At 53.0% G+C, this 12,564-nt stretch carries 8 protein-coding genes; all 8 read right to left on the reverse strand.

The window, feature by feature from the left end:
• Positions 1–72: 72 nt before the first annotated feature.
• Complete coding sequence (locus HYD27_RS05180) at positions 73–1,143, reverse strand: glycosyltransferase family 4 protein (protein WP_219212238.1); 1,071 nt, start codon at positions 1,141–1,143, stop codon at positions 73–75.
• Entirely contained in the window at positions 1,140–3,032 is a 1,893-nt protein-coding gene (locus tag HYD27_RS05185) for a WD40 repeat domain-containing protein (protein ID WP_219212240.1), read from the reverse strand. The genes HYD27_RS05180 and HYD27_RS05185 overlap by 4 nt, the downstream gene beginning before the upstream one ends.
• On the reverse strand, positions 3,029–4,090 hold the full coding sequence (locus HYD27_RS05190) for a zinc-dependent alcohol dehydrogenase (RefSeq protein ID WP_219212242.1): 1,062 nt from the start codon (positions 4,088–4,090) through the stop codon (positions 3,029–3,031). Before HYD27_RS05190 ends, HYD27_RS05185 begins: the two co-directional genes overlap by 4 nt.
• Positions 4,091–4,147: 57 nt before the next feature.
• A complete protein-coding gene (locus HYD27_RS05195; protein WP_219212244.1) occupies positions 4,148–5,026 on the reverse strand; it encodes a carbohydrate ABC transporter permease in 879 nt (292 codons plus the stop codon).
• Positions 5,027–5,107: 81 nt separating this feature from the next.
• The gene (locus tag HYD27_RS05200) at positions 5,108–6,073 is read right to left on the reverse strand and encodes an ABC transporter permease (RefSeq protein ID WP_219212246.1); all 966 of its coding nucleotides are present in this window, start codon (positions 6,071–6,073) and stop codon (positions 5,108–5,110) included.
• 110 nt (positions 6,074–6,183) lie between these two features.
• Positions 6,184–7,848, reverse strand: coding sequence for an extracellular solute-binding protein (locus tag HYD27_RS05205; RefSeq protein ID WP_219212248.1), 1,665 nt, complete (start codon positions 7,846–7,848; stop codon positions 6,184–6,186).
• 1,556 nt (positions 7,849–9,404) lie between these two features.
• Positions 9,405–10,856 (reverse strand): extracellular solute-binding protein, encoded by a 1,452-nt coding sequence (locus HYD27_RS05210; RefSeq protein WP_219212250.1) that lies wholly within the window; start codon positions 10,854–10,856, stop codon positions 9,405–9,407.
• A gap of 238 nt (positions 10,857–11,094) precedes the next feature.
• Positions 11,095–11,958, reverse strand: a complete 864-nt coding sequence (locus HYD27_RS05215) for a cation diffusion facilitator family transporter (RefSeq protein ID WP_219212252.1) — start codon at positions 11,956–11,958, stop codon at positions 11,095–11,097.
• Positions 11,959–12,564 lie beyond the last annotated feature (606 nt).

Raw genomic sequence — 12,564 nt, forward strand, 5'->3', positions numbered from 1 at the left:
TTCACAATTCGGTGATCAATGAAGAATTCAGTTTAGAACTTCGCGCAGAATTCAGCTTCCTTGGCAGCCGCCTCACTTGGCAGTGAGTCTTGCACGTTCCTCCACCAACCGTTCCAGCAGCCCCAAATACGCTTTTCCCACTTCTTCAATGCTGTACGTATTTCTCGCCTTCTGCTCGCCTAGTGCTTTTAAGCCCTCCCGCAGGCCTTTTTGCTGCAAAAGCCGAAGCACCCGTTCCACACCTTCCTCTTCCTTGCCGGATTCGTAGAGCGACACGCTCAAGTTATCACTCAGCAGCTCCGGCAGAGCGCCCACATCAGGCACAACGACCGGACAACGGCAGGCCATCGCCTCCAGTACGGTCATCCCGAAGGATTCATTCCGGGTTGTGCTGACATAGACCCCGCCGCTCTCGGCCGCCATGGAATAATAATGGCGCATCTCCTCATAGCCCGCCTTCGGTATCCACTTGAAATGACGGAGTCCAAGCTTGTCCGCTCTCTCCTGCAGCATGCTCTTGATTTCTTCGGGAGCGGTGTAGCCGCCGACAAGCATAAATTGCAAATCCGGCCTTTGCGCATTCAGCCTGCCTGCAATATTCATGAAGGACTCCCAGTTCTTGTGCTGATCCAGCTTGCCGACCCAGAGAATAGTGGGCGGCCATTTGCCAGGAGACGGCTCATACCGGAACAAGTCCGTATCCAGACAGTTATTAATGTGAAATGCCCCCGGTATGCCGATTCCCTTCAGCAAGTTCTTCATATATTCGGAGGGTGTGATGACGTAGTGGTACGGCAGACTTCCTTGGGATTCGGCCAGCTTTTGCAGAGGCTCCTCGTAGGTGGTGTGCACCTCATGGATAATCAATTTGTTGTCCTCTGCAGGTCCCAGCGCTTCGTACAGCTCATAAGTGTCAATCGTGATGATGATGTCAAAATCATGCGCCTGAATGTAGCTCTTCAGTTCTTCCGGTGTCCCGAGAATGCGCACATGCCCATACCCTTCAAAAGCGCTTGTCCCGCCGTAATCCCCCAGAAAGGCAAAATGCACCTCCGCGCGGCCGCGCAGAAACTTAAGCCTGTTCGCCAGCTGTGTGGTAACCCCGCCGAGAATGCAAAATTTATAGAAGTACAAGATTTTCATAGATCCTCCTGTCCTGCGGCTGAAGAATGCATCCTGTACAGCGCCGTTGTTCTGGCAAAATACAGCCCGCCTTCACCGTCCATCGCCAGCAGCCGGGCATCTCCGTCCAAGACCTCCAGCCTGCCCAGGCGCACATCATAGGTAAAAAGCGTATTCATCGCCACCCCATAGAGCACGCCTTCCCTGTACAGAAGCTCACAGCCTCCCCGCCAAAAATGGGTCATGCCCTCCCAATCCGCCGCAAGGACCGGAACCGTTCGCTCGGTCTCCATCGTCTGCGGGTTAAAAAGGAACAGCAGGCCTGCCGTGAGGCCCCAGAGCAGGCCCTCTTCATCCGGCGCCAGTGCCGAAATTGCCCTTTCACCGGGTACCGGAACGCCCTCCCACAGCTTGCGGCGGCTGTGCACATCCCATATCATCAGGGAGGCCTCCTTCCGCTGCGGGGCAATGCCAAGCCCGCCCCAGACGGAACCTCCGGCGAACAGCAGCTCCTCCCCGCCCGCCAGCGACACAATGCTTTGCTGCGGCAAAAGCTCCCGGAACACTTCGCGCCTTCCGGTTGCCGGATGGAACAGCGTCAGCGCACCTCCCTGGCGGCCGTAGGACGGAACCGTTCCGATGGCCAGCTCTTCTCCGGCCCGGGTCCAGACAAAGGCGCGGTCCTGCTCCTCCTCCTGCAGCGAAAAGACGAGCTGCGGGTTACTGCCCGGACTCCACTCCAGCGACGGATCATAAGCAAAAATATTGGCTTTGGGATAAACGCCGAGATACATGACGCCGCCAGCCGCATGCATCCCCTCAATCTGCCCAATCCCCCTCCGGGAGATCACTTCGGCGGTAGCCGGATCATAGCTGGCCAGCCCCCCGGCAAAATAGCCGCCGATATACAATTTGCCTTCCGGCCCCCAGGCCAGAGACTGCAGGTGAACCGGCTGCCCCTGCAGCGCAAAATCCATGACGGTATGCCGGTCCGTATCCGGATCGTAGATCCAGCAGGTTCCGTCCCTGTGTACACCCGCCAGGCAGCTTCCATGCGGATTCAGGGGATGGTTCTCCAGCCAGCCGTAATCACCAGCCGGCTCAGGCATGGCAAGTGATGTGGGGGTGAGAATGCCTGTAGCCATTTCATACCGCCGGAGAACATGATCTTGGATGAAATAAATATTCCCTTGCTTGTCCGGCGCGGATACACTGAGGCCGCTGACACTGTCTATGGAATGCTCCCACCGCTTCAGCTGCAAATCATAAATATACAGCCTGGAAGACGGTGTTATCCGAATTATCAGCTTCCCATGGACAATATCCAGATCATAGACCAGCTGCTCCTTGCAGCAATCCTCCGGGAGTCCGATCCCGGTCCGTGCGCCTGTCTCTGTGTCCAGCTCAACAATATGCGGACACTGTGTACCGATACCGACATAGAGCTTGTCCTTCCAGGCTGCCATGGAGCGGGCGTATTGCTCACCGTCCACCATGACGCCATAATCTCTGAACCGCCCTGTGGAAGGATTATACTGAAACACTTTCCCGCCCGGATAGCAGCCGCCATAGATTCTGCCTTCATCGTCCGCCGCAAGCCGCCAGGTGTAAAATTCACCGGGGATCATCTCACCCAGGTTCTCAACCCCCTGCTCATGAGTAAATCTGTACAGAATGCCGCTGCCGCCAATGTATACTCCGCTTGCTGCGCGGACAACCCCCCAGCAGTGATCCGAGCCTTCCAGCGCAAATTGCTGGACTGGCCCGCCGCCTGCGGGATCAAGCACAAACAGCATACAGGGGCTGCCGGAGGACACGGCATAAATCCGGTCCCTTCCCTGCCACTTGCCATATGCCGAGGCCCATACCGCAAGTCCGTTCAGCGGCTCACCGATCCGCAGCGCCTTCATCCGCCTTGTCCTTCCTTAATCAGCCTGACGGTCTGCGCTTCATCCTGCACTGCTGCCGCAGGATAAGCGAGCACCGCTCCCAGCAGCTCCGCCGGAGCTTCCGCATACCGCCGGAAAGCGTCCGCACAGCACTCCAGAGGGAATACTTCGCTGATCAGCGGCTTCACCCGGATATCACCCTCGGAAATCAGCCGGATATATTCCGCCATATTGCGGCCTTCCGTCCAGCGGACATAGCCGTAAGGATAATCAATTCCCTGCTTTTCATAGACGGGATCATAACGGCCGGGGCCGCCCGCTCTGGAGATCAGCACCTGTGCTTCCTTGCCAAACATCAGCTCACGCGAGAAATCCGGCTTAACGTCTCCGACAAGCAGCACTTTCCCTTGATTCCGCACCCACTCCAGCGCCTGATCAACCAATCCGCCGGATTTGCCTCCGGCACAGATAATCACAGCGTCCGCCCCCATTCCTGCCGTCAGGGCTCCGAGGTGCTGGCCTACCCGCTCCGGATTTGCGGCAATATGACGGATACCCAGATTCTCGGCAACACCGCACCGCTCGGCAAGCAGATCGTAGACAATAACCCGGCAGCCGGCGGCTTTGGCTATCTGTGCAATCAGCTGTCCGAGAATGCCTGCGCCGATCAGGACCAGCGTTTCACCGAACTGCAGGCCTGCCTGCCTTACGGCATGGACAGCGATTGCCCCAAGCCCTACCGTTGACGCCTCCGCCGGGCTGACATGCTCCGGAACAGGAACCATAAGATGCTGGGGCATCAGCAGCCATTCGGCGTGCTTCGCATAGGGCGCCCCGTAACAGGCGACCCGCTGCCCTTCCGGCCAGTGCTCCATTCCTTTGCCCCGCGACCGGATGACGCCTGCCGCACTGTAACCGAGCACGATCGGCTTGGGGCGATGCGTGCCGTTCATCATAATTTCCGTACCGGGGCTGATCGCCGAATATTCCGTCTCGACGAGCACGAAGCCATCTTCAACCACCGGTGCCGGGATATCCGCCACACTTATTTGCCCTTTCTCGGATATTACCGCCTTCATAGCTTCTCTCCTCCCGACTGCTTCGCAAACACTGCTGCGGTGAATGTTGTTTTCTTTCTACTCCTTCAGTGCGCCGATCATGACGCCTTTGACGAAATATTTCTGCAAAAACGGATAGATCATCAGAATCGGCACCGTTGCGATAATAATAGTTGCGAACTTGATCGATTCGCTGACGCGGAATACCTCGTCCTGGGTAACCCCTGCCAGCATATTTTGCGCGGAGGATTGAATCAGAATTTCCCTCAGAATCAGCTGCAGCGGGAATAAATTGCGGTCCTGCAAATAAATCATCGCCGGGAACCAGCTGTTCCAGTGTCCAACCGCGTAGAACAGCGTCATGACCGCCATGACAGGCATCGAGAGCGGCAGCACAATCCGCAGCAGAATGCGGAAATCATGGGCTCCGTCTATTTTGGCGGATTCAATCAGGCTCTCGGGAATGGACTGGAAGAAGGTCCGCATGACAATCAGATTAAAAGCACTGACCGCACCCGGCAGCAGCAGCGCCCATCTGGTATCGTACAGCCCAAGCTCACGGACATTGAGATAGGCCGGGATCAGCCCGCCGCTGAAGAACATCGTGAACACGATAAAAGCCATAATCATATTGCGGCCCTCCAGATTTCTTCTGGACAGCGGATAGGCGCCAAGCGTAGTCAGAATCAGATTGATAAGCGTGCCTGCAATGACATAAAAGAACGTGTTCCCGTAAGCTGTCCAGATCCGCTGATCGCCAAAAACCAGCTTGTAGGCATCCAGATTGAAGCCTTTCGGCCAGAAGCTCACCTCACCGGCGGCAATGGCATGCGCGTCGCTGAACGAGGACACCAGCACATACCACATCGGATACAGGAACAGGAAGGAACAGAGGATCAGAAACAGAACGTTGCAGCTGTCGAATATGATTTCACCAATGCTGCGTTTTACAACCACTGTCTTCCCTCCTTAAGAGTTAGCAGATATTCTTGAATATAATGACCTCGCACAAGCCCGCTTCGGACACCTGCGCCCTCCTTACCATAAGCTGCTCTCCGTGGTCTTGCGGCTGATCCGGTTGGCAAGCACAAGCAGCGTGAAGTTGATGACGGAGTTGAACAGCCCTACCGCCGCCGAGAAGCTGTAATCGGCTTCCATTACCCCCCGTCTGTAGACAAAGGTCGAAATGACATCCGCCGTGACATAGGTTCCCGGGTTATACAGCAATATAATTTTGTCCCAGCCCACATTCAGCAGGGTCCCAACATTCAAAATCAGCAGAATCAGCACTGTGGGCAGAATCCCCGGCAATGTAATGTGCGTAAGCTGCTTCCAGCGGCCCGCGCCATCCACAACCGCCGCCTCATACAGGCTCGGGTTAATGCCGGACAATGCCGCCAGATAGATAATGGAATTCCAGCCGAGGCTCTGCCACATGCCGGAGCCTACATAAATCGTGCGGAACCATTCCGGAAGAATCAGGAACTGGACCGGCTCCGAGATCAGTCCGATGCCCAGCAGCAGGCTGTTGATAATGCCTCCGGGCTTGGTGAAATCGATAATCATCCCGCAGATAACGATGAGTGAGATGAAATGGGGCAGATAGGACACCGTCTGGAGGAAGGATTTCAGCTTCTTGAGCCGCAGCTCATTGAGCAGAAGCGCAAAGGCCAGCGAGGCCGGGAAAATAAAGAGCAGCGAATAAAAGCTCATTAAAATGGTGTTTTTGAGCAGCCGGAAGAAGTAATAGCTCTCGAAAAACTTCTCGAAATTTTTGAAGCCCACCCAGGGGCTGTCGGCAACCCCCACGAAGGGATTGAAGCTTTTGAAGGCGATAATCGCCCCGTACATCGGTTTGTATTCAAAAACCAGAAAATACAGCACAGTGGGCAGCAGCATGAGATATAAGTAACGGTTGGACATGATACGCTTCAGAGACACGGAACTCCGCTTGGCCGGAAGCTTCCTGCTTTTGGCTTTGGCTGCATTTACGGGTACTGCCATAGGGGTCTCCTTTCCCGGACACAGGCGATTGAAGCGGGCTGTCCAGGCAGGCGGCTGCCGGAATTATTACGGGGCCGCCTGCCGCCGGACAATCCTCTCACTTGCTCCGCTTATTTTCCTTTAAAACGCTCGTAGGCCGTCTGGTATTGCTTCAGCACCTCGCCAATACCCATTTGCTCCAGCTGCCGGGTCACTTTGTCATAATCTTCGAAGCTCTGGCGTCCCATAATCTGCGCATTGATCGTTTCCGCCACATACGTCTGGATGTCAGCCATGAGCGGAACCACAATTTCATTCTCCTCGGCGGTGAATTGGACCGGCGGCAGCTTGGCATCGAAGTCAATGTAATCCTTGTAAATCTCCAGCGGATTCTCCGTCTGTCCATTCGCTATACGGATCTGCTCGGCATAGCGGGTATCGGCTACCGTAGCCCAGCTTCCGCCGCCGATGGTATGATTCAGCAGCTCCTGCGTGTTGGTCAGGCCGTTTGTCGGATGAGTAACCTCGTCCTTATATACCGGCTCTCCGTTCACCAGATCATAGGATTTGCCTTCAACTCCGAAATTGTTCAGCAGAATGCCTTCTTCCGAATACTGATAGTCCAGCCATTTGATGACTTCTTCCGGATGCTCGGTGCGCGAGGAGACAGCCAGCCCATGGGCTGCAGCCTGCCAGCGGAAGGAGACATGGCGCTGGTCCCCATCCGGGCCTTCGGGAGGAATCGCCGCCGCGATCTTGAAGGTGTCATGCTTGCCTTCCATCAGCGTTGTGAAATTGCCCATATAGGAGCCGGACCAGCCGAACCAGGCACCGGCGACATCGGTGGTCACCTTCTCGGTCAGCGTATCAAAGGTCGTATCCACCAGATAGTTCGGGTCCAGCAGCTTTTCATTATAGAGACGGTTCAAATAGGCGACAACCTCCTTAAACCGCGGATCATTCGGACCGTATTTCACTTCGCCGTTATCGACGAAGAAGCCATATTCAACGCCAAATGCCGGTGCAAACAGCATCATAATGTTCTCCAGATTGACGGATACCAGCGGAATTTCATCCTGTTTGCCGTTGCCGTTGGCATCCTGATCCCGGAACGCCTTAAGCATGTTGTACCAGTCCTCGGTGGTTTCAGGCATCTGAAGACCCAGCTTCTCCACCCAGTCGCTGCGGACCTGCGGGAACATTTGCGTCAAATCCTGTGAGTCCAGCACAAGGTTCGGCAGATAATAGATGTGGCCCTCCGGCGAGGTAATCTGTCCCCGGATATCCGGGTAGTCGTCGAGGATCTTTTTAAAGTTGGGGGCGTACTGGTCAATCAGATCTTCTAATGGAAGGAGTGCTCCCTGAGTGCCGTATTTCCCGGAATCCGTGCCCCACAGATCGTTGTAGATGATATCCGGCAGTTTGCCGGAGGACATCAGCAGGCTGAAGGCTTCCGCGCTGGCTTCTGTACTGTGCTGAAAGTTGATATGAATGTTGGTGTTCTCTTCCATTTGCTGAAAGGAGTACTTCTCATTAAAATTGGTTCCCCGGAAGTTGCCTCCGCTTGGAGACCAGAGGGATAATTCCAGCTTGTCCGCCACAATCGGCACCTGCAGGCCGCCTACCGATCTGCTTCCTTCTGCCGGAGCAGCCGTGGAGCTCTGTCCATCCGGAGATGCCGGCGGTTCAGCGGCGTTGCCGCCATTATTGTTCGAGCCGCCGCAGGCGGACACCAGTGTAACCAGCAGCGTCAGGACGGGCAACAGCAGAGCGAGCTTCCTTTTAGCAACATTCATAATTCAACCCCCTATTAATTAAGTAAAGTCTTATGATATATTTACTGACACAACACGAAGGGAACCAATAATACATCAACAGCTTTTCTCGACGAAAATACAAGTTTTCCGTTGCCGCCAGATCTCTTTCGCCTGTCACCAGCCTTTCTATTCTTTACTTCAAGCAATTGCAGTTGCCGTTCTGACTTCTTTTTGATTCATTTCTTAGTTGTTCAGATCTATATATTCGCAAATCTGATATACATCTGATGTATTTATTATATTTTCAAGATTTGTTGAAGTCAATCAAATTTTGCTTATTTATTGTCTTTGATGTAATTATACATTACATTAATCTTTCATCAATCCGGAGAATCTGTTTAAATTATGGGAAATAGCTAACATTCCCTTCAATTCACTCAGCTTCCAGTCCATAGCTTCAAGCACGTTATCCTATGAATCCCAGGAACAAAACGGCTATGCTGCCCAGTAAAGGGCAGCATAGCCGTTTGAAATTCAGGTTTAAGGCCGGCTGCTGAAGCCAGGCAGAAAACCAAACGGAAAAAGGTCACTTCATACTCCCCTCCGCCGCTTTTCCGCAAGCGTTAGCAGGAAAAGGATACCTAATCCATCCGTTTCTCCCCCCTTGCAGAGGAATACGCCTACATTAAGATGAACTTGAAATATTCATAAAAAGGGCAGCCCTCTTAGTGGTAAAAAGGATAACTAAGGTAGCGCATTCGGGTGCCGGATCATCCCTAGCGGGAAAAAGTACAACTAATCCGGCTGAAATCAGCCATTTGGAGGGAGCGGGCCTCTATTAAGTGTACAAAATCCCACTAAAGCCCGTTCAAGCCAGAATTCCAGCCAATTAGTGTTACTTTTTCCACTTCGCTTCCGTTCCCCATGAATCTCCTTGCGTTTCATCTGCTTGTTCAGGTTCTCCGCTTCCATTCCTATAGATTAAATTACCTTTTTGGCTCAACACCAAAATCAGCGGGTGACGATGTGAATGAAGTCCGCTGCGGGTTCAGAGGGTTCTTCCGGCGCTGCTAAAGCCCGGTCTCCTGATTGGAATAAGATTGCAGGTTGAATTTAGATGGAGCCAGCTTTTTCCCACGATTCTTTTAAGACTTTTCCGGCCGAATATCCGGCCGTGTAAGTGTACTAATTCTTACGAATTCCACTTCATTCACTCCATTCCATTCCACTTCACGTCCCTGCCCCGGTAGCAGCCTCGGTTGGACCCGCTCTATTTCCGCGCTTCCTCCTGCAAAACATAGAACCCGCAGACTCAGCACGACTCAACACCCCAGTGCGATTCAGCACGACTCAGTACGGTTCAGCACGATTAAGACGCATTACAATTTCCCCTCTAACTTCATAACATACCTTATCCACAATTGACGAGAAGCATAATTTCCTAAACGACAAAAAAAGCGTAACAACGGCAAGTTTCTGCCCTATTACGCTTAATTGTTGTGTAAATTATCACTGCATGGCTTACATTTGAGGGCGTAGCTGCCCCTTCTGCTTTGGTTCTGTTCAAATATAATTTATATGTTTCGCGCTATCCATTATCCTTCTATTTTTGGAGAAACGGATGCCGCCTCTTTCAGAGGACGGCGAAGCCGTTTCCTCTTATCTTCAGCAATCAGACGACCCATTTCCTCGTAAAGCGTCGTTTCATCGATCATTCTGGACCAGTAGGCGTTCAGCAGCTTGCGGAAGCTTTTGAGCACGGCAATCGGAAGCCCCAAGTCCCTGAGGTATGAAAAGGTGGGAAACAGCTCTCTGTACATCAGATATCGTGAAGGACGGTTCAGATGGTCATCCACACTCATTTCGGCAATCCGCTTGCGGGCCGGAATACTGACCGAGCGTTCACGGATCATCCGTTGCGCCTCCGGAGAAGCCAGGAAGGTGACGAATTGGCGGGCGGCCTCTTTCTGCCGGGAATTTTCCACAACCGCTGCACCGATGGTGACCAGCAGCGTTTTTTGCGGGTCCTTTGCTTTGAGCGTCGGCAGCGGGGCCAGATCGTAATCCAGAGCCAGCTCCTTGAAATCATTCAGGTTGTAGTATGTCGTCAGAATCATCGACACCTGCTCCTGAACGAATAATGAAATCGTCTCGTCTTCATGGTTGCCGGCCAGATACTTGGGGAAGATCTGATGATTGTTCACCAGCCTGCTGTATATGTTGAGACTGTTGGCCGTCTCGGGACTGAGCGTCTGATGGTGGTCTCCGTCCTCCACGGTCTGTATGCCGCTCTGCAGCAGAAACACCGAATAGCGGTTCTCGGAAGCAGGCACAAAATAAACCGCGTGTCGCCCGCGTTTCTCCGACAGCTGGCGGGCCGCTTCTATCAGATCATCCCAGGTCCAGTAGCTGTCCGGCTCCGGAAGATCCGCCTCGCGGAAATGGGCTTTGTTGTAGCAGAGCACCACCGGGGAGAAGGAAATCGGGTACGCATAAAGCTGCTTCCGGTGTAAAAAAGCTTCACTCGCGATTGGATACAGTCCCGGATCCGGCTCAAGCGTCTCCAGCAGCTCGGCTGAACCGTTCTCGGCCATCTCCTGGAACTGTGTGCTGTTCAGCGATAAAACATCCAGCATCCCGTTATTGATCAGCTCTACGGCGGAGTTCACATGATCGAAATCATTCAAGGCGAGCGGCAGGATATGAATCCCGGGATGCAGCCTGTGAAATTCAGCGATCAGATCGTCCAGCTTGAAATCCTTCGTCAAGGAGGAGCTGCAGCCAAAATGGATGCGGATCCGTTCCTTCACCGATTCCATAACCATACTTCCCACACGGTCGATCTTGACAATCAGCCCTTCCTGCACTAGCACATCCAGCCCCCTGCGGACGGATTTGTTGCTGAGCCCGAACTGTTTGGCCAGCGTGCTCTCTGCGGGCAGATATGCGCCCGGCTGCAGAATCCCGCTCAGGATCTCCGTCCGCAGCTTGTCTACCATATAATCCAACCGTTCCCGGAAAGACTGGCGTCCTGATTTATTATTCATGTATTAATCTCCCTGTATCACTTAAATTTACATCATGACCTTTCTATTTTGCTTCAACTCTCAAATGTTGTCAAACAAGCAGAAACGTCTTCGCCGTCCTTCTACGAGGACAGCATCCGTTTCCGGGAGAAATAGAAGGATAATTTATAGCGTGGAGCATATAAATTTTTATAATTTAAGAAAAGGCCCCACAAATGTGGGACCTGGCACAGCATTTCCTTCAGCCGCGCGGCAACGCTTATACAGGCTCTATATGCACCAGAACATTCGAAACCTGGTGCCGGTCCTTCAGCTGGCCCTCAATTTCTTCGGTTATGTCATGGCTCTGGACCACATTCAGATTGGAGTCTACCAGCACCGTTGTATCCACGAGCACGTTGTTGCCGTGTATCCGTGCCTTAATATCCTTAATGGACTCTACCCCCTCAATCTCGGCAACAGTCTGCTTCATCAGTTCAAGCTCTGTGGCATCAAAGCCGTCGGTAAGATCATGCGTAGTCTTGCGGAAGATATCCCAGGCGGTCTTGCAGATCAATAATCCGACAATCGTAGCGGTCAGCGGATCCAGCCACGGCAAGCCAAATTGCGAACCGATAATCCCGACAAAAGCGCCGATGCTCACGAGCGCATCCGACCGGTTATCCTGGGCCACCGCCAGCATGGCATTGCTGCTCAGCCTGCGGGCCAACCGGATATTGTATATGTATACTGCGAACATAACGACAGCGCAGCCTGCCGCCGTCCACGCAGCCACGAGATCCGGAGATTCCAGAGCAGGCTGAATAAATTTGTTGACGCCCTGATACAGAACTTGAATCCCAACAGCAATCATAATGAAAGAAGCCACCAGTGCAGCTACGGTCTCCGCTCTGAAATGCCCGTAGCTGTGATTGGAGTCCGGCGGCATCCGTGAAATTCTGAGCCCGGCCAGAATCGCCAGCGAGGCGATAATATCTGTGCTGTTGTTCAGTCCGTCGGCAAGCAGTGCCTGCGAGCCTGAGGCTGTACCTATGAACAGTTTGATGGCAGACAGCAGAATGTAGGCAAACAGACTCAGCCAGGCCCCTTTTTCACTTTGTTTAATGTCGCTGTAGTTTTCCAAACAAAGAACCTCCAATGAATAGTATCGTTCTATACTACACGCTGACAGCCGGGTGGGTCTAGAGAAACAGTGTTGCCGGGCTGCGCAAGTGTTCCCCCCGCCAAATAGAGTTGTAAGGCTGGAAGTGTTTTGCTGTTTGCAACATTGTTTGCCCTCGTTCAACTTCAGCTCTATCCCGCTTGTACACTCTGCTGTTCTGCTATATATAGAGAGTGAACTTAAGAATGTAACTCGCTGCATGGACGAAATCCTTGCTCCGCAAGGGGTTCGTCCATCGGCTGTCCATCATTCTTAAGTTCAGCTTATATAGATGGATTAACAAGGAAGCGGACCTTCTGCACTTTAATTGGAGCTGATCCTGCAGAGTCCCCTATTAACCTCGGTTCAAAACACATTCTATGAGAGTAATCTGGCATGAACTTAAGTACAAGTCTCTTCATGGACAGACAACACCCCTCCGGAAGGGAGATTCCGCTCCGGAGGGGTGTATGGCTCAGCGTTTCTTGATGGCAGCAGCCTGTATGTCATGCAAGGGCAGAAGGTCGCCCAGTACAACTTCTGGAACTATACAGAGGATGGCAAACCCCTGAAGCAATGGGATCAGCC

The organism is Paenibacillus sp. S150, from assembly GCF_019352175.1.
Classification (GTDB): Bacteria; Bacillota; Bacilli; order Paenibacillales; family Paenibacillaceae; genus Paenibacillus_AQ.

What these genes read in the sequence shown, in the direction of transcription:
- HYD27_RS05180 (WP_219212238.1), bottom strand. Translation starts at nt 1,143, where the DNA reads ATGAAAATCTTGTACTTCTATAAATTTTGCATTCTCGGCGGGGTTACC.
- HYD27_RS05185 (WP_219212240.1), bottom strand. Translation starts at nt 3,032, where the DNA reads ATGAAGGCGCTGCGGATCGGTGAGCCGCTGAACGGACTTGCGGTATGG.
- HYD27_RS05190 (WP_219212242.1), bottom strand. Translation starts at nt 4,090, where the DNA reads ATGAAGGCGGTAATATCCGAGAAAGGGCAAATAAGTGTGGCGGATATC.
- HYD27_RS05200 (WP_219212246.1), bottom strand. Translation starts at nt 6,073, where the DNA reads ATGGCAGTACCCGTAAATGCAGCCAAAGCCAAAAGCAGGAAGCTTCCG.
- HYD27_RS05205 (WP_219212248.1), bottom strand. Translation starts at nt 7,848, where the DNA reads ATGAATGTTGCTAAAAGGAAGCTCGCTCTGCTGTTGCCCGTCCTGACG.
- HYD27_RS05210 (WP_219212250.1), bottom strand. Translation starts at nt 10,856, where the DNA reads ATGAATAATAAATCAGGACGCCAGTCTTTCCGGGAACGGTTGGATTAT.